Origin of the sequence: Pedobacter sp. BMA (genome assembly GCF_001027745.1) — a bacterium.
Taxonomy (GTDB): Bacteria; Bacteroidota; Bacteroidia; order Sphingobacteriales; family Sphingobacteriaceae; genus Pedobacter.
Genome location: NZ_LECU01000006.1, coordinates 977510 through 995967, shown reverse-complemented (window position 1 = coordinate 995967; position 18458 = coordinate 977510). Strand labels below are relative to the sequence as shown.

Genomic DNA, 18458 nt, shown 5'->3' with positions numbered 1-18458 from the left:
TTTTTATTTGTTTGCCTCTTTCTTTTCTCTATCTCCGCTATTTCAATCTGCCAGTTTACTGGCTTTCCGTTCTTCCGAACCGGGTTGCAAAGGTAAGCATCTTTTTGTTTTCCGCAAATTTATTTTAAAATAAATCTCTGGACTTTTCCCCTCTCACATCATCTTAAACCACCTTTTTAATCAATCCCTTCCTCCGAAGCGGGATGCAAAAGTAGAAAAAAATAACCACCCGGCAAATATATTTTAAGCTTTTATACGATCAACATCCTAAAGTACTGTTTTACAGTCTCAAAAATTTAATAATCACTCAAACATTTTTAAAAGAAATTTGTATGCAAAAGCCGCTGGCCATTTAAACCTATCAGGAAAGCACTACTGGCTACTGCCCAATACTGTACTACTATATATATTACCTAGCCAAATTGCAAAAATGAGCCAGGCTATCCGTGAGATCTGTATATTACAACAAGTGTTAAAGGTGATTTTTTCGGCACCACCATTAAGCCTTTCGTCACTGCTAAGTCGGGCTTTGGTCGGGCTTGTGACAATTGTACCCGACCAAACAGTGACGAATCGACGAATAAACGCCGACCTAAGGGTTATGAGTGTATCCAGATATATTGATGACTGGTTTGTCGAGTTATCGGTGGCAATTGGGATCTGAGTATTCAGCTATATGGTGACTGATTAGTCTATTTATCAATGGCAATTGCGGGATATGGATGGTGATCAGACTTAGGAACCACTAATAATGCCTCGTTTGACGGACAATTTTGCAATTTATTAATACTTTTACAGCCAATTTAAATCTAAGACTGCTGATGAAGTTGAAACTCTATGTTACACTTGCCGTTGTTGGGTTGGTGAAATTAGGTCACGCCCAGAATTTTAAGAATGAAGTTTCTGTGATCAGTGAAAATGATGCCTATGTAGATATCACAAGCGACCGGTATTATACCAATGGATTTTTTATCAGATATAAACATGCTCTCGACGGAAAGAAGTTAAGTGGCGAGAGAACAAAAGAGATTCTTGGCTTTGAGGTGGGACAAAAAATATATAACCCTTTTTACAGCTATGCGCCTGATCCGGCAACTCACGACAGGCCTTTTTCCGCATACTTATATGGAGAAGTGAATTATAGCAGGTTTTACAGTCAACAACAAATGCTGAAGGTTTCTGCACAACTTGGTATAAGCGGTAAAAATGCATTGGGTGAAACCTTTCAAAAGGCCTTTCATAAACTGGTTGGACAGAATCAAATATCGGGCTGGGCGTATGCTTTGAATAGTGAGCCAACAATCAATCTTGGTGCGGAGTATAACAAAAGAATATTCAGCACAGAAAACGGGGTACTGGATGGAACTGCGATTGCATCAGCATTTGCAGGAAACGTAACTACTAAAGCCAGTTTGGGAAGCTTATTCAGATTTGGAAGATTTAATGAAATGGATGGATCGGCTGCGTTTAGTAGCCTGGTGAGTCATAATCACACCGGCAAAGCCAGGCGAAAGTATGAGCTTTTCCTTTCTGTGATTCCACAAATACATGCCGTTGCTTTTGATTCGAGCATAGAAGGCGGTTTGTTCCTGAAGAACAAAGGGCCAGTTTCATTTCAGCCCAATCCTTTTGTTTTAACCGGCCAGGCTGGTTTAACCTTATCTATAGCCAGGTGGACAGGAAGCTATATGGCTACTTTTATCACAAATGAAGTTAAAAACAGCGCCCGGGGTTACCATTATGCATATTACAGTTTAGCCTATCGTTTCAGTAAAAGTTAATATGAGAAAACACCTACTAGCTATATTCTTTATTTTCGGGTTAGTTTCAACACATGCGCAGATTGCGCCTGAAAATCACTCCATCTTTTTCAAACCGGTATTTGGGACTCACATTAACAGCGATCAGGGGCATTTATTTCAAGACCAGATCATTGGCTTTGATGCTGCGTATTTTAAAGACATCGAACAAAATAAAGATCACTGGATAAAAGCACTCGGTGCAAAATCTTATGGCTTAGGTTTTATTTTCAGAGATATCAGCCGGTTGAAAGGCGCAAAAGATACTTCAGCAAATTCTTTCGGTCAGGTATATGGACTGGTTGCCCAAATGGATTTTGAGCTTTTTAAATTAGGAAAGGCAAAATTTAACTTTACCCCGGGTATTGGCTTAAGTCTTACCAATAAATACTTTGGCAATCATCCGAAAAACAGATTTCTGGGCAGTCCGGTAAATGAAGCTATAAAAGCTGACCTGGGAATGGAATTACCCGTTGGCAAATACACCAGTCTACTCGCAGGATTTGGCTTCCTGCATATCTCAAATGGTGGATTGACGGTACCCAATGGCGGATTAAATACCGGAAACATTTACCTGGGTTTAAAGCTGAATAACCCTAAAAACCCATCTGAGGAAAAAAGAAGCACTTATATTCCATTACGAAGAAATTCAATCGAAATCAGTGTTGGTTTGGGCGCCAGAGGCGTTCCGCAGCAGAGTGATAAACATTTATTTAAAAGCGGCTTATATGCCGGATATAATTTTTATCTGAATGATATCATGGTTTTGAAGGCAGGTGCTGATGCCGTTTATTATTATACTGTTTACAATCCTGATGACTATGCCGGGACTTACCAGAACTACGGTACCTCTTACGACAGGTGGCGTACCGGTTTAAGTGTGGGTGCAGAGATCAACCTTTGGAGAATCACTGTAGGTGCCCAGGTAGGCAAGTATCTCCATTATAACAGATACAAGGAAGATGCCACCTGGTACTGGACATTCGGGCCAACTTACAATATTACCTCCCGTCTGGGCATTCAGGCAAAAACGTATATGCACTTTGCTCAGGCTGATTATGTAAACTGGGGATTAGTGTATCGCTTTTAATACTGTCCTGTACTTAACAAAACCAAAGTACAAGCTCTTACAGGCTCAATATCATGTTGATCAAGCAATTTTTCAAGCTCATAATTTTCAGTTCCCGGATTAAATATGACCCGTTTGGGCTTGGTTTCCAGAAGGTAGTTTTCATATTGAGGCTGCAAAGCAGGACCGATGTATAGTGTTACCGTATCGATATCATGGTGAATTTCGCCAGGCCTTTCAATCTCAACTCCTGCGACTTCTCCTTTTTTTATGCCCACATTAATGATATCGTGATTGAATCTACGAAGCATGTGAGCCGCTTTATATGCATATCTGGATGGATCCGGAGATGCCCCAATGATGAGTGTCTTTTTCATTTTATCAGTAACAACCTTAACATTATAAAGTTTTTCAGGGTTGATTCAGAATTGCATTGGCACAGTTAATCCCATCTATGGCGGCCGATACAATTCCGCCTGCATATCCTGCGCCTTCAGCACATGGATAAAGCCCTTTTAATTGGGGATGCTGAAAAGTTTCCTTATCACGGGGGATACGAACTGGTGAAGAAGTGCGGCTTTCAACACCAACCAGAATAGCTTCATTGGTATAGTAGCCTTTTATTTTATTTCCAAAAAGTGGTAGCGCTGCTCTTAAGCTTTGCGACACAAATTCCGGAAGTAGGTTGTCGAGCATTACACTTTTTGTGCCCGGAAGGTAAGAGTTTTTAGGAAGGTCGATTGACAATCTGTTGTTTACAAAATCGACCATTCTTTGTGCGGGGGCAACCAGATTACCACCGCCAGCTTCAAAAGAGCGTTTTTCAATTTCAGCCTGAAAATTCAGCATACGCAGGGGGTCATATCCTTTAACATCATCTAAAGTAACCTGAACAACTGTACCAGAGTTGGCATAGGGGTTATTGCGTTTAGATGGCGACCAGCCATTTACTACGATTTCATTTTCACCGGTAGCGCAAGGTGCAATGATTCCACCCGGGCACATGCAAAACGAAAACACGCCACGCGCACCTACCTGTTCAACAAGGCTATAGTATGCCGGAGGCAAAAACTCGGATCTGGTGTCACAATGATATTGAGCAGCATCAATAATTTCCTGCGGATGCTCAATGCGTACACCCAAAGCAAAAGGCTTTGCTTCAATTAAGATGTTTTTTTTATGTAAAAGCTCGTAAATATCTCTCGCCGAATGTCCGGTAGCCAGAATGATATGATCTGCAAAAAGTTTATCCTGATAGTTAATTTCAATGCCTTTTACCTGACCAAATTCTGAAATGATATCGGTCATCTTCGCATCAAACATCACTTCTCCACCTGCATTAAGTATTGTCTCTTTGATCGATGTAATGATATGAGGCAATTTATTGGTCCCGATGTGCGGGCGGGCATCAATGATGATGTCTTTTTCTGCACCATGATCTACAAATACCTGCAGTACTTTGTTGATATCACCGCGCTTGTTCGAACGGGTATACAACTTACCATCAGAATAGGTTCCGGCACCGCCTTCACCATAACAATAATTGGACTCGGTATTGACCAGCCCTTGCTTATTGATGGCCGCAAGATCCCGGCGACGTTGCTTAACGTCTTTACCCCGTTCAATGACCACTGGTTTTAGTCCGTTTTCGATGCATTGCAAAGCTGCAAACAGACCTGCAGGGCCGGCACCAATAATCAGCACCTGTTTGGCATTACTTACATTCGGGTAATTTATAGTATTGATTTCCGGGCTTGGCAATTCATCTACAAAAGCCCTGACCTGTAAGCGGAAAATAACTTTCCGGGACCGAGCATCGATCGACCTTTTCAAGATTTCATAACCATTGATACGATTTTCCGTAACCTTAAGCCCTTCGGCCAGTTTGGTTTTGATTATTTCGGTTTGCTCTACCTGGTGGGGGAGCAAGGTAATCTCGATATCCTTTTGCATACAACTTGTCAGGTTTTTATCCTGAATCGATACAAAGATAAGGTTTGATGCCGAAATAGCGTAGTGAAAAATCTACAGGATCGGGATAAGAAACAAAATGTCACTTATTCTGATTAAATGTAACAAAGGCATGCAATTTGATATCTAATTCGTAAATTGAATAAATTTCAGTTGACATAACAAAGACAAAAACCATAAAAATGAAAAGATTAGTATTTGGAATATTAGCTGCTGTGATTGCAGTTAGCACTTTAAGTTCATGCGGTTATAACAGCATGGTTAAATTAGATGAGAATGTAAAGTCGAAATGGGGAACTGTGCAAACCCAATATCAGAGACGGGCTGATTTAATTCCAAACCTTGTGGCAACGGTAAAAGGTGCTGCCAAATTTGAGCAGGGAACGCTAACCGCGGTTACTGAAGCCCGTGCTAAAGCAACGCAGATGACTGTTAAAGCAGACGATTTGACCCCGGAGAATATTCAGAAATTTCAGGCTGCTCAGGGTCAGTTGAGTCAGGCATTAGGAAAATTATTATCTATCACAGAAAATTATCCTGAATTAAGGGCAACTCAGCAGTTCAGTGACCTATCGGCACAACTGGAAGGTACTGAAAACAGAATCACTGTTGCCCGTAAAGATTTCAATGATGCTGTTCAGGAGTATAATGGTAAGATCAGGTCATTCCCAACTAACCTGACAGCAGGTATGTTTGGTTTTAAACCTAAGGGCTATTTCGAGGCAGACGCTACGGCAAAAGATGCTCCTAAAGTAGAATTTTAATTTTTATCAATCATTTTAAGGGTAGTGGCTGTTTACTTGTGAACAACCATTACCCTTTTTCATTCCATTTATACTATAGAAATGCCATTATTTTCAGATATAGAACAAGATAAAATAGCAAAGGCAATAGCTGATGCCGAAACGGCCACGTCGGGAGAAATCAGAATTGCTATTGATAAGCATTGCAAAGCAGATCCCATTGAAAAAGCTGTGGAGTATTTCTCGAAGCTTGATATGGATAAAACAGCGAGAAGGAACGGTGTTTTAATTTACCTGGCGCATGCAGACCATAAGTTTGCCATTATTGGCGACTCCGGCATCAACAAGCTGGTTCCTGATGATTTTTGGGAAACTACTAAAATTGCCATGACCGCCCACTTTGCCAAAGGGAATTTGGCAGATGGAATTATTGCTGGCGTTGCTTTGGCGGGAGAAAAACTAGCATTATTTTTCCCTCCACAAAAAGGTGACATTAATGAGTTGCCGAATGATATTGTATTTTTAGATAACCCGGAAAACAAATAAACCATGAGAAAACTATTGTTATTCATATTACTCGGGTTTACGTTTAGCTTGTCTTTTGGCCAGGATTTCCCAGCGAAACCGTCTACACTCGTTAATGATTATTCCGGCGTACTATCAGCCGATCAAAAACAGCAGCTGGAAAGTAAACTAGTTGCTTTTGATGATTCTTCTTCTACGCAAATTGCCATTGCAATTTTAAAATCTGTTGGTGATTACGACATCAATGAGTATGCCCTTGAGCTCGGAAGGAAATGGGGCGTTGGACAAAGTGGTAAGAACAATGGAATTATGATTGTTGTCGCTGTTGGCGATCGCAAAATCTCCATCCAAACCGGATATGGAGTTGAGGGAGTACTTCCGGATGTATACGCCAAAAGAATTATAGACAATGATATTAAGCCTAATTTCAGGGAAGGAAACTATTATGCCGGGCTGGATGAGGCTACAACTTCCATTATAAAATACACCAAGGGTGAATACAAAAATGACAAGCCTAAAACTTCTTCAAAGAAAGGAGCTGGTTTAGGTAGTGTATTTGTGATTATCATTATTGTGGTGATTATCATTATCATCAGCAGGCGTGGCGGCGGCGGTGGTAATCAGGTAATTGGCGGTCGCGGTGCATCTGATGCACTATTCTGGGCTATGTTATTTGGTAGCGGAAGCCGTGGTGGTGGAGGCAGTGGCTGGGGAAGCGGGGGCGGATCATCAGGTGGTGGTGGTTTCGGAGGCTTTGGTGGCGGTAGCTTTGGTGGTGGCGGATCAAGCGGTAGCTGGTAGGGTATATTTTTTTATATTTACCATTATAATATTTAAATAGCGTGCATAGAAGAGAATTGATCACGGCGGAGATACAACGTTTGGCAGAGGTATTGTCGAAAATCATGGGCCTAAAACTTGAGGGGAAACCCGATGAGGCCAGCAGGCTCTTTGACCAAACCATGGTATCTAACTTCTCTCTTCCGGTTGAAGTACTGGAAGCTGATGGCGCAGATGCTTTTGATGAATGGCTGAAAGGTAACGAGATGCCTCCCGAGAAACTGGACTCATTAAGTGAATTTCTCTATTATGAACTGGGGTTAAGTGCTGAACGGAACAGCGTGATTGCGCCAAAGCTTAATTTGGTTTATCAGTATTTATCGGCTCATCACAAAATTGTGCACCTGGTAAATTTCCACCGTCAGCAAACCATACAACAATACCTCTAGGATTAAACCAACAGATTAAATTTAAACGAATGATTATAGAAAAGTGGCAAAAGCTTGCCTCTAAATATTTAGTAAGGGAGAGATGGGCAACCCTGAGGGTTGATGAACTGAAATTACCAAACGGAACGATCAAGGATGATTATTTTGTATTGGAGTATCCTGACTGGGCATCTGCAGTTGCGCTGACGGAAGAAGGTAAAATTATTATGGTTCGTCAATACCGCCATGCAGCCGATATTGTTTCATTGGAAATCCCAGGTGGAGTAATTGATGGTGACGAGGGGCCTGAAGCAGGAATAAAAAGAGAACTGGTAGAAGAAACCGGGTATACGTTTAAAACCTGCAGGCTCATCGCAGAACTTTATCCAAATCCGGCTACAGCGAATAACAAAACCTTTACTTACCTATTAACGGGGGGCGTAAAAACCCATGAGCAACACCTGGACGAGCACGAAATCCTGAATGTGGAAGAATATACCATCGACGAAGTAAAACAACTTTTAAAAGAGAATAAAATTGCCCAATGTATTCATGTAGCTGCATTGCACTATGGGTTAATGGCTATAGATCAGGCACACATTTAATTACCGAATTAATTTAATATGCTGGAAAGTGCGGACTTGAGTCGGACTTACTGCGTTGATAATGGCGGGGAACCCTTAATGATACTGCACGCAGCAGGCAATGAGTAATAGCTGAGTAACGACTGAAAGGGTTCGTCAATAAAAAAGGGTGGTGATTTGAATATCAAATCGCCACCCTTCTTGTTTAAGTACCAGGTGCAAACAAATTCTGCCCCGTACTAGCTCATTTTTAATTTTTTCTGGATATCGTGTACGTAAGCTTTGAACTTTTTATCCGTATCAATCAAATCTTCAACGGTTTGGCATGCATAGATTACGGTACTGTGATCACGTCCGCCAAAAAATGCACCGATTGTTTTCAAAGATGATTTTGTATGGCTTTTCGAAAGGTACATCGATATCTGACGGGCCTGAACAATTTCGCGTTTACGTGTTTGTGATTTCACCATATCAACAGGTACCTCAAAATACTCACATACCAGTTTCTGGATATATTCCATGGAGATTTCTTTGGAAGTATTTTTAATAAAGTTTTTCAACATCTGTTTAGCTAACGCTAAATCGATCTCTTTCTTATTTAAAGTGGCTTGTGCCAATAAAGATACCATGGCCCCTTCAAGCTCACGCACATTATTGTCAATGTTGTGTGCAACATACTCCACCACTTCTCCTGGCAGTTCAATACCATCGGCATACATTTTCTTTCTGAGAATTGCGATACGTGTTTCCAGATCTGGAATCTGCAAATCGGCAGATAAACCCCATTTAAAACGGCTTAATAAACGCTCTTCCAGGCCAGCTAAATCTTTTGGCGCTTTATCTGAAGTTAAAATAACCTGTTTACCAGACTGGTGGAGGTGGTTAAAGATGTGGAAGAAGATATCCTGCGTTTTCTCTTTGCCGGCAAAGTTGTGAACATCATCCATAATGATGACGTCCATTGCCTGATAGAAGTTAACGAAATCGTTTATGGTGTTGTTTTTTAATGAATCAACGAACTGCTGACAGAATTTCTCACAGCTTACATAAATAACCAGCTTATCTGGCATGCTGCGTTTGATTTCATTACCGATTGCCTGCGCTAAGTGGGTTTTCCCTAAACCTACTCCCCCGTAAATCATTAACGGGTTAAATGACGTGCCTCCTGGTTTAGCTGCAACAGCATAACCTGCGGAACGTGCGAGGCGGTTACAATCGCCCTCGATGTAGTTTTCGAAAGTATAGTTAGCGTTTAACTGCGGATCTACATTTAATTTTTTTAATCCAGGTATGATAAATGGATTTTTGATATCCTTATTGATGGAAACCGGAATAGGCATAGATTGTACCTTGGCCTCTGCCCCATTTCCATTTGATGGCATATTGGTAGTATAAGGACTACCACTGTTTGATGATTTATCAACAACGATATTGTATTCTAATCTGCCATCCTCTCCAATTTGTTTTTTTACGGTCTTGCGAAGCAAGCCCACGTAGTGTTCTTCAAGCCATTCGTAAAAGAATAAACTCGGCACTTGTATGGTTAAAACCTTACCTTCTAATTTAAGGGCAGTTATTGGCTCGAACCAGGTTTTGAAACTTTGGGTCGGGATGTTATCCTTAATTATTTGAAGACAGTTCTTCCATACTTCTGTACAAGTTTTTTCCATTGCGATTTCTATATATTATTGATTTTCAGTACCGATTCGACGTAAAGGGATGGTCCGTTTCGGGACTACGAATATTGATAAAATTATCAACATTTTAAACAAAATTCTGAAATAAATTGTAACCTACTGATAAGGAATTGAGTAGCCCTGTTAACCTCAATTTTTTATGTTGATAACTATTTATTAACATCAATTTTCCACATTTAATGCTATTTGCTGGTTTCATCCTAATAATACTCCGGATCGCCATTTAAAAAGCAAAATTCAAGCCACTAGGCTTTTAAAGGCATAAATTTAGACGTGTTTTTAATGTTTAAAACACAACATACTGAATATCATAATACATATCTCAAACGATTTTAACCAAATAATATTTTTAGACCTTATTGTGTAGAAAAATGTGGCAATTTGTCCTCACTCATCCGTTTAGTGCGAAAATTATTGCTGACCAAATTCCCGGGGGAGATTAAGGTCAAATGAAGTAAAAAACCACGTGTTTAACTAAGGTGTTCAGAGAAAATATTATTAAGCATGCAGTTTACAAAAGATGATTAATACTCTCCAAATACGCCACGAAATACATCGGCAATTTCACCAAGTGTAGCATATACTTCAACGGCTCCAATGATGAATGGCATTAAATTAACGTTTCCACGCGCGGCTATTTCTAAGGCACCTAAAGCGCTGGCGACGGCCTCACTGTTTCTTGATGCCTTAAGACTGATCAACTTATCCATTTGAAGCTTGCGAATGGAGTCGTCAATATTGAAAACTTCATTTATTCCTTCTTCTTCCTGCGTAAATTTATTCACCCCAACCGAGACTCTTTCCCCGCTTTCAACTTCTTTCTGGTACTGATAAGCAGCGCTGGCAATTTCATTCTGCATGTAATCATTTTCGATTGCTTTGACTGATCCTCCCATGGCATCTATTTTTTCGATGTAGGCCCATGCGGCGTTTTCAATTTCATCGGTGAGGTTTTCAACGAAAAAAGAGCCTGCCAGCGGATCAACTGTATCGGTTACGCCACTTTCGAAAGCAATAATCTGTTGTGTTCTAAGGGCGATTTTGGCTGCAGATTCCGTTGGCAAAGACAAGGCCTCATCATACCCATTGGTATGAAGCGACTGTGTGCCGCCCAATACCGCAGCCATAGCCTGATTGCTTACCCTGATTACATTATTAAGTGGCTGTTGTGCAGTTAGTGTGGAACCACCCGTTTGCGTGTGGAAACGAAGCATCTGTGCCTTTTCATCGGTAGCGCCAAGGTGTCTGGTTATTTTCGACCACATTCGCCTTGCTGCCCTGAACTTGGCAATCTCTTCAAAAAAATTATTGTGGCAATTAAAGAAAAAGGACAGGCGTTTAGCAAAAACATTAATATCCAGGCCTTTTTCTATAGCTGCTTTTAAGTATGTTTTTCCATTGGCGAGGGTAAATGCGAGTTCCTGCACCGCCGATGAGCCTGCCTCCCGAATATGGTAACCGGAAATCGAGATGGTATTCCATTTGGGCACTTCTTTACTACAAAACTCGAATATATCGGTGATGATCCGCATAGACGGTGCGGGTGGATAAATGTAAGTTCCCCTTGCGGCGTATTCTTTAAGAATATCGTTTTGGATGGTGCCGGAAATCTGTCTGATATCTGCCCCTTGCTTTTTTGCCAAAGCGATGTACATGGCCAGCAATATTGAAGCCGTAGCATTTATAGTCATTGATGTTGTGATGTCCTTTAATGCTATTTGATCAAAAAGAATCTCCATATCTTTCAATGAATCGATGGCTACGCCAACTTTTCCCACCTCGCCATCAGCCATTTCGTGATCGGAATCATAGCCAATTTGTGTGGGTAAATCGAAAGCTACTGACAGTCCGGTGGTTCCCTGATTTAACAGGTAGTGATAGCGTTTATTGGATTCTTCAGCAGTTGAAAACCCTGCGTATTGCCTCATCGTCCAAAGCCTGCCCCGATACATATCTTTTTGAATACCTCTGGTAAAGGGAAATTCGCCAGGCTGTTCTTCCATTGGCCGGGATGAGGTATAAACTTCCTTTATCTCAAGGCCTGATGTGGTGGTGTATTTTTTGTGGCTCATGGTAAATCTGGTTAACTGTTAAAACTATTTAACCGATTGCGACATCCAAATGCTTATTAGCGCAATGATTAAAACAGCACGGCAATATCTTTCTTAATCAGTTCGATTGTCAAATCGTAGGGATTGTCGCTAATGACAGCCATGTGCTGCAAAATTGCTTTGCTCAGTTCTATACCACTGGCATCGGCAGGCAATCCCTGAACTGCATTATTAATCATGGCAATGGTATCGTCTTTCAATTTACGAACAACTGTCCAGGTTTGGCTATCTACGTATAACTGTTGCGTGATGTTATGCTGATACTCAGAGCGGACCTCATTGAGAATTCCGGTCTGCAATGCAGCAATGCTAATCCCCTGCTGATGCAAACGCACCAATAAATTTGCGGGATTGATCCTATCGGTGAAAATAATCAGGCGTTCATGTGCCTGAAGTCGCAACGGCAGAAGATGCGCCCTGCTTTCTTTATTTAATTCGAGCACCTTTAAATTAAAAAAGCGTTGTATATCACCTTTTATAATGTAATAGAGGGCCATAAAGGCCAGGAAGATGCCGGCCAATAAAATAACTACATCGGTTAAAACTTGTTGAATGCTCATGCTTTGTTTACTTACGGTAATATTAACGTTGAGTGAAAAGCAAAAATGTGCATTATTATTTATATTTCCTTGATGAGTACATATTCTCATTGGTAAAGGAGAGAACGATAAATTGCTTTTTTATGATGTTAATTATTATACATATAAAAGCAATTTATCTAAGTTTGTAAAAGATAAACTTGAAATAACATGAGCACAACAGTTGATACATCATTTGCACCGGTTACATTTTCAGAAGGTGCAACGAAAGAGCTTACTAAATTAAGGGATCAGCAGGAGATCGGCCAGGATTATGGTTTACGCGTTGGCGTTGAAGGTGGTGGCTGTGCCGGGATGAATTACGTTCTGGGTTTTGACCAACGAAAAGACGGTGATCAGGAATTTTTTATCGATGGCATCAAGGTTTTTATGAACAAAGCACATCAGATGTACTTAATGGGCATGATGATCGACTGGCAAGACGGGCTTAACTCGCGTGGTTTTACGTTCGTAAATCCGAACGCAACGAGTACTTGTGGTTGTGGAACGAGTTTCTCGGCATAATTAAAATATTATTGTAACATATATTGAAGTCCCGATGTCTAAACGTCGGGACTTTTTTATTGGCAGCGGATATAGCGGAGACATGAAGATAAACCAAATAGATTTCCCTATATTGACACTCATACAATGAATTACAGAGAAAACATCAGACTGGCATTAGAATCTATCAAGGCAAACCGCTTACGCACCATGCTTACGGCCTTAATTATTGCAATAGGTTTAATGGCTCTGGTAGGTATTTTAACTACGCTTGATGCTGTAAAGAAAAGTATGACGGACGCTTTTAGTAGCATGGGAGCAAATTCGTTTACGATCAGGAATCGGGGCACGGGTATCAGAATCGGAAATGGAAAACGGCCGAAACCGTTTAAATCCATTCGTTATGAAGATGCTGTAAGATTTAAAGACAGCCTGAATGCTCCGGCCACCGTTGCCGTGAGTGTATTTGCCAGTGGTGGTTCTACGGTGAAATTCGGAAGTTTAAAAACCAATCCAAATATCAATATTCAGGGTATCGATGAAAACGGCCTGGCTTCTCAAGGGCTTAATTTATCTGAAGGCAGAAACTTTGGCTTATCTGAAGTATCACTCGGCAGCAATGTCTGCATTGTGGGTAATGAGGTTGTTGAGCGCTTGTTTAAAGATTCAGATCCGATGGATAAATTAATCAATGTTGGAAACAATCGTTTCAAAATTGTTGGGATTTTAGAGAAAAAGGGTTCAAGTATGGGGTTCAGTGGCGACAGGGCTGTATATGTTCCTTTGCTGAAAGCTAAACAAATTAACGCCAATGCTAACCCATCCTATACCATTACTGTTATGGTTGGCGACAATAACAACCAGGATGGTGTTATTGGAGAAGCGACTGCCCTGTTCCGGAATATCCGCAAAGTGAAGGTGAGTGAAGCCAATAACTTCGAGATCACGAAGAGTGATGCTGTTGCTCAAACTTTATTTGAGAATCTGGCCTTTGTAGCAGTTGGTGGTATTGCTATTGGGATCATCACACTGATTGGCGCTTCTATAGGCTTAATGAATATCATGTTGGTTTCTGTAACGGAACGTACCAGAGAGATTGGGATCAGGAAGGCTATTGGTGCAAATCCGAAAGTGATCAGACGTCAGTTTTTAATTGAGGCTGTTGTAATTTGCTTAATGGGTGGCGTAATGGGTATTTTTCTTGGTATTGTTTTGGGTAATATTATATCCCTTGCCATGGGTGGATCATTTCTTATTCCATGGGCATTTATTCTGGGTGGTTTTGTTTTGTGCGTATTGGTTGGTATTTTATCAGGATACTATCCGGCGAAAAAAGCATCCAGACTTGATCCGGTTGAAGCTTTGCGGTACGAGTAAGAAATCGGATATTTGTTCAGTATCAAGCTCAACGCATAATTAAAATTTGAGTTAGCAGTTTTAAATCAATGTATTATTCAGCTGATGCTGCCCCAGGAGGCGCTGCATTAGTGGTGTAGTCAAGCTATTCTCCAAAGCAGCTGCATGTTTAAGATGGTGCATGTCGCTCCCAATGAAATCTACCAGATGATTCTCAACCATTTCTTCAGCCGTTTTTTTTGCCCCCGAACCATAATATCCTGTCAGGGCAATGGAGTTCATTTGCAATAGACATCCGGTTTCCCGGATCTGATGATAGCTTTCAAAAGATGAGTAGTAATATGGATACCTTTCGGGGTGAGCAAGGATGGGTTTATAACCACTATCCTGTATTAATTTAATAAAATCAAACAGATTTTGAGGCGGATTGATATAAGAAAGTTCAAAGAGCATGTAATCAGCGCCGAAGGTAAGTACTTCTTTTTGCCTGATTTTTTTTTCTAAAGTTTCATCAAGATAATACTCTGCTGCAGCATCTACATCTAAATCCAGCTGAATATCGTGCAGCCCTTTTCTTAAAATATCTAGTCCGCGATTAATGGTTTCAGGGGTATTGCGGAAGTAGTCGGCCATGATGTGCGGTGTGGCAATCAGCTTCCTGAAACCAAGGGCCTTAAATTTCTGCGCCAAGGCCAGTGAGTCCTTTAGTGTTTGTGCGCCATCGTCGATTCCGGGAATGATGTGAGAGTGCATATCAGTTCCAATACTTGAGAAGTTAAATTCGGGTACGATTTTTTTCTTTTTGAAGAATCCGAACATATGGGAATACAGGTATTTAATTTATTTCTTTTGGCAGATGAACATCAGCAGCTGCAGATGCAAGCTTAGAATCATAAATGCGCTTAAGCAGTTCGTTTAAATAAGTGCTCAAATCGAACTGAATATCTTCGTGAAGTTTTTTAAACTTATTAATTGTTACTTCTACGGTTTTAATGTAATAAGCAATGAACAGGAAGCCATAATCTCTGTAACCAAAGGTTGATCTTTTATATTCCAAGGGGATATGGCTCAGCACAAAAATCTTCAATTCAACCTCACCAATCGGATCTTTGGTGATTTTATAAAAACGGTTAACCGATGTAATCATTTTCCTGACTTGTGCCAAGGCATCTTTTGCAGCAAGCTTTTTCAAATCGGGAATGAGTTGAATTACATCGGCTTTAATGGTTTCTTTCCTATCATCCAGATCACTTTCATCTTCCAGTAATTTGTAATGAAGGTGTTCGGTGAGCACTTTATCTTTAGCGATTAAACGCAACAGCAACTTGTCTTTTTCCTTTACGGGTAAATCTGTAATTGCTGTTTTAAGGTCTTTGTGCTCTGATAGTTTCATTAAAAAAGTTTATTTGCGAAGAGGGAGGCTATCCAAATTTATTCAAAAGGATTTGCTTTAATATATTTCTCCCACTCCCATGCTGAACGCATCATTTCATTTAAGTCGAGCTGTGCTTTCCAGCCCAATTCGTCATTTGATTTTTGAACATCACCATATATCTGAACGACATCGCCCGCTCTTCTCGGGCCAATGTTATAATTTAATTTTTCGCCATTCACCTTTTCGAAGGCTGCTATAATTTCTAGAACTGATGATCCTCTACCTGTTCCGATATTGAACACTTCATAGCCAGATGATGTTTTATTCTCGGCTAATCTTTTTACTGCCGCAACGTGCGCTTTAGCCAGGTCTACGACATGGATATAATCGCGGATAGCAGAACCATCAGGGGTATCATAATCGTTGCCATACACGGTTATAGGGCCTCTTTTACCAATTGCAGATTGTGTAATGAAAGGCACCAGATTGGCGGGAACACCGTTTGGAAGTTCACCAATCAAAGCAGTTTCGTGCGCGCCAACCGGATTAAAATAGCGAAGTGCGATCACACGCAACTCTGGAGTTACTGCTGCAGTTTCTTCCAGAATTTCTTCAGCTATTTGCTTGGTATTTCCATAGGGCGATTCTGCTTTCTTTACAGGTGCGGCCTCTGTTACTGGCAAACTATCTGGCTGACCGTATACCGTACACGATGATGAGAATACGAAATCAATTTTGCTGTTGAATGAAGTAAGCAGATTGATCAACCCATAAAAATTATTCCTATAGTATTTCAATGGTTTTTGAACGGACTCTCCTACGGCTTTAGAAGCTGCAAAATGAATGATTCCTGTGATGTCTTTGTTCTGCTCAGCAAATTCCTGAACCGCCCTGTCATCCTGAAGGTCGATTTCCTGAAAATCGAACCATTTGCCGGTAATGGCATGAAGCTGGGTTAAAATTTTAATGTTAGAATTGGATAGATCGTCTACGATGACTACCTCATAACCTGCATTATGCAGTTCTACAACAGTGTGGGAACCAATATACCCGGTTCCACCGGTAACTAGTATTTTTGACATCTTAAGGATTAAAATGGTAAAGTGCTATTCTGTGTAACCAATTGATTAGCGTATACAAAGCCTAATGGGTTTATATATTTTAAGCTTTTTTAATAAATTCGCTTTATCTTGGCACGAAGATAGGAATTTACAGCAATGCTTTTACTTTATATATTAGGAATTAGGGGTTACAATTTAATAATCTTATTTTTTTCTTTGTTCAATACAAAGGCGAGATTATTTATAAAGGGGCGAAAGGATATTTTTAAAAAGATTAAGGAACGCATCAGCAAAACGGATAAACCCATCTGGTTTCATTTTGCATCATTAGGGGAGTTTGAGCAAGGCCGGCCTGTTCTTGAAACACTTAAAAGTGCTCAGCCAGATAAAAAGATAATCGTTACCTTTTTTTCGCCTTCGGGGTATGAAATCAGAAAAAACTATACACTGGCGGAGGTTTTCTATTTGCCAATAGATACAGCCTTTAATGCAAAAAGGTTTCTGGATATTGTTAATCCGCAGATGGCTATTTTTACGAAGTATGAATTCTGGCACTTCTATTTCCAGGGATTAAAGGACCGTGGTATTCCATTATATGTTATTTCGGGAATTTTCAGACCTGGCCAGGCATTTTTTAAATGGTATGGTAGTTTTTATCGTAATATCTTAAAATCAGTGACCTACTTTTTTGTTCAGAATCAGGAGAGCGAAGATCTTTTAGAATCTGTGGGCCTGGATAATGTTACGATAAGCGGGGATACCCGTTTTGACAGGGTTTACGAAAATGCACAGATACCAAAGCAGCTGGCAGAGATAGAAAAGTTTGTTAACGGGTCGCCAACACTAATTTGCGGCAGCACCTGGCCGGAAGACGAGACCCTACTTTCTGTGTTGCCGGGTAAATACCCTGAGTGGAAGTTTATCATAGCGCCACATGAAATTCATGAGCGCCACATCGAAAACATTGAAAAGCTTTTTCCGGGGGACGTCGTTCGTTTATCTGTATTTAGCAAGCAGGCTTCGCTTAGCGATTTGCATCCAACTGTTTTAATTATTGATAACATCGGTATGCTGTCCTCACTTTATCAATATGGAAAGGTAGCTTACGTTGGCGGTGGTTTTGGCGCAGGGATACACAATACGCTGGAGGCTGCTGCATTTGGTAAGCCTGTTATTTTCGGACCGAAGTATGATAAGTTTCAGGAAGCGAAGGATCTGATCGCTATTGGTGCAGCTAAAAGTATAGCGAGCTCTGCAGAACTGATGGAAGCATTTAATCTTTTCAAAGAGAATGAGGCTGCGGCAGATGCATCGAAAAAGTATGTTGAGAATAAAAAAGGGGCAACAGCGCTTATTGTTTCAATGATTACGCGATCAGTTTAGCATCAACTATCTTAGTAATGATTTTATCGATGGGCTGATCGATTGAAACTACAAGCACATCTTCTTCTTCCAAACCGGGCTTTTCCAGCGTGTCAAACTGGCTTTTAAGTAAACTTGATGGCATATACTGATGAGATCGTTTACTGATACGTTCATGAATCAATTCAAAAGTTCCTTCAAGGTAAATGAAGTGAATAGTTGGGTTTTCCACTCTGAGCAAATCCCGGTAGGCTTTTTTGAGTGCCGAACAGGCTATGATGCAGTTTGTACCTGCGGCCGCATGATCCCTGCCGACTTTTGCAATCAGATTTAACCAGTCTAGCCGGTCGCCATCTGTAAGGGGAATACCTGCGGCCATTTTATCTACATTTCTTTGCGAGTGGATATTATCTCCATCGATGAACTCAGCATGAACAGCTGGAGCAAGTGCTCTTCCTACAGCAGTCTTACCACTTCCTGAAACGCCCATTAAAATGATGAATCTCGCCATAAAG

At 40.7% G+C, this 18458-nt stretch carries 19 protein-coding genes; 10 read left to right on the top strand and 9 right to left on the bottom strand.

The genetic code is table 11. The features are described 5' to 3' along the window. Positions 1–821 precede the first annotated feature (821 nt). Both AB669_RS16405 and AB669_RS16400 read left to right on the top strand, forming a co-directional pair. Positions 822–1781: a lipid A deacylase LpxR family protein gene (locus tag AB669_RS16405; protein WP_047800333.1), complete on the top strand. Its 960-nt coding sequence runs from the start codon at positions 822–824 to the stop codon at positions 1779–1781. Position 1782: 1 nt separating this feature from the next. After that, complete coding sequence (locus tag AB669_RS16400; protein WP_047800332.1) at positions 1783–2889, top strand: acyloxyacyl hydrolase; 1107 nt, start codon at positions 1783–1785, stop codon at positions 2887–2889. Here AB669_RS16400 and AB669_RS16395 read toward each other — a convergent pair. Both AB669_RS16395 and AB669_RS16390 read right to left on the bottom strand, forming a co-directional pair. After that, complete coding sequence (locus AB669_RS16395) at positions 2886–3245, bottom strand: CoA-binding protein (RefSeq protein WP_047800331.1); 360 nt, start codon at positions 3243–3245, stop codon at positions 2886–2888. The two genes, AB669_RS16400 and AB669_RS16395, sit on opposite strands and share 4 nt — an antisense overlap. 34 nt (positions 3246–3279) lie before the next feature. After that, positions 3280–4821, bottom strand: coding sequence for an NAD(P)/FAD-dependent oxidoreductase (locus AB669_RS16390; protein ID WP_047800330.1), 1542 nt, complete (start codon positions 4819–4821; stop codon positions 3280–3282). 200 nt (positions 4822–5021) lie between these two features. Here AB669_RS16390 and AB669_RS16385 point away from each other — a divergent pair, with 200 nt between their 5' ends. The 5 genes from AB669_RS16385 to AB669_RS16365 all read left to right on the top strand — a co-directional run bounded on the left by AB669_RS16385 (position 5022) and on the right by AB669_RS16365 (position 7920). Continuing rightward, entirely contained in the window at positions 5022–5603 is a 582-nt protein-coding gene (locus AB669_RS16385; RefSeq protein WP_047800329.1) for a LemA family protein, read from the top strand. An 81-nt stretch (positions 5604–5684) separates the two neighbouring features. Continuing rightward, positions 5685–6128 carry a TPM domain-containing protein gene (locus tag AB669_RS16380; protein ID WP_047800328.1) on the top strand — a complete coding sequence of 148 codons (444 nt, stop codon included), beginning with the start codon at positions 5685–5687 and terminating at the stop codon, positions 6126–6128. A 3-nt stretch (positions 6129–6131) separates the two neighbouring features. Beyond that, complete coding sequence (locus AB669_RS16375) at positions 6132–6908, top strand: YgcG family protein (RefSeq protein ID WP_047800327.1); 777 nt, start codon at positions 6132–6134, stop codon at positions 6906–6908. A 41-nt stretch (positions 6909–6949) separates the two neighbouring features. After that, complete coding sequence (locus tag AB669_RS16370; RefSeq protein ID WP_156166763.1) at positions 6950–7336, top strand: hypothetical protein; 387 nt, start codon at positions 6950–6952, stop codon at positions 7334–7336. Between the two features lie 29 nt (positions 7337–7365). Beyond that, positions 7366–7920 (top strand): NUDIX hydrolase, encoded by a 555-nt coding sequence (locus AB669_RS16365; protein ID WP_082120700.1) that lies wholly within the window; start codon positions 7366–7368, stop codon positions 7918–7920. A 218-nt stretch (positions 7921–8138) separates the two neighbouring features. Here the strand turns inward: AB669_RS16365 and dnaA are convergent, their stop codons facing one another. The 3 genes from dnaA to AB669_RS16350 all read right to left on the bottom strand — a co-directional run bounded on the left by dnaA (position 8139) and on the right by AB669_RS16350 (position 12267). Beyond that, positions 8139–9569, bottom strand: a complete 1431-nt coding sequence (dnaA, locus tag AB669_RS16360; protein WP_047800325.1) for a chromosomal replication initiator protein DnaA — start codon at positions 9567–9569, stop codon at positions 8139–8141. A gap of 551 nt (positions 9570–10120) precedes the next feature. Then, complete coding sequence (locus AB669_RS16355) at positions 10121–11668, bottom strand: methylmalonyl-CoA mutase (RefSeq protein ID WP_047800324.1); 1548 nt, start codon at positions 11666–11668, stop codon at positions 10121–10123. A 68-nt stretch (positions 11669–11736) separates the two neighbouring features. Beyond that, positions 11737–12267 carry a hypothetical protein gene (locus tag AB669_RS16350; RefSeq protein ID WP_047800323.1) on the bottom strand — a complete coding sequence of 177 codons (531 nt, stop codon included), beginning with the start codon at positions 12265–12267 and terminating at the stop codon, positions 11737–11739. A 189-nt stretch (positions 12268–12456) separates the two neighbouring features. Here AB669_RS16350 and AB669_RS16345 point away from each other — a divergent pair, with 189 nt between their 5' ends. Both AB669_RS16345 and AB669_RS16340 read left to right on the top strand, forming a co-directional pair. After that, the gene (locus AB669_RS16345; protein ID WP_047800322.1) at positions 12457–12810 is read left to right on the top strand and encodes an iron-sulfur cluster assembly accessory protein; all 354 of its coding nucleotides are present in this window, start codon (positions 12457–12459) and stop codon (positions 12808–12810) included. Between the two features lie 126 nt (positions 12811–12936). Next, the gene (locus AB669_RS16340; RefSeq protein WP_047800321.1) at positions 12937–14166 is read left to right on the top strand and encodes an ABC transporter permease; all 1230 of its coding nucleotides are present in this window, start codon (positions 12937–12939) and stop codon (positions 14164–14166) included. 60 nt (positions 14167–14226) lie between these two features. Here the strand turns inward: AB669_RS16340 and AB669_RS16335 are convergent, their stop codons facing one another. From AB669_RS16335 to galE, 3 genes are read right to left on the bottom strand one after another with little or no spacing between them, the layout of a single operon-like run. Further along, positions 14227–14964, bottom strand: coding sequence for a tyrosine-protein phosphatase (locus AB669_RS16335; RefSeq protein WP_047800320.1), 738 nt, complete (start codon positions 14962–14964; stop codon positions 14227–14229). A 16-nt stretch (positions 14965–14980) separates the two neighbouring features. Beyond that, positions 14981–15538 (bottom strand): hypothetical protein, encoded by a 558-nt coding sequence (locus tag AB669_RS16330; RefSeq protein WP_047800319.1) that lies wholly within the window; start codon positions 15536–15538, stop codon positions 14981–14983. 38 nt (positions 15539–15576) lie between these two features. Further along, entirely contained in the window at positions 15577–16602 is a 1026-nt protein-coding gene (galE, locus tag AB669_RS16325; protein ID WP_047800318.1) for a UDP-glucose 4-epimerase GalE, read from the bottom strand. Positions 16603–16797: 195 nt separating this feature from the next. On the opposite strand from galE, the gene AB669_RS16320 reads away from it, so the two are divergent. Further along, on the top strand, positions 16798–17964 hold the full coding sequence (locus tag AB669_RS16320) for a 3-deoxy-D-manno-octulosonic acid transferase (RefSeq protein ID WP_369799771.1): 1167 nt from the start codon (positions 16798–16800) through the stop codon (positions 17962–17964). Here AB669_RS16320 and AB669_RS16315 read toward each other — a convergent pair. Then, positions 17948–18454: a gluconokinase gene (locus tag AB669_RS16315; RefSeq protein ID WP_047800316.1), complete on the bottom strand. Its 507-nt coding sequence runs from the start codon at positions 18452–18454 to the stop codon at positions 17948–17950. The genes AB669_RS16320 and AB669_RS16315 overlap by 17 nt on opposite strands. Positions 18455–18458 lie beyond the last annotated feature (4 nt).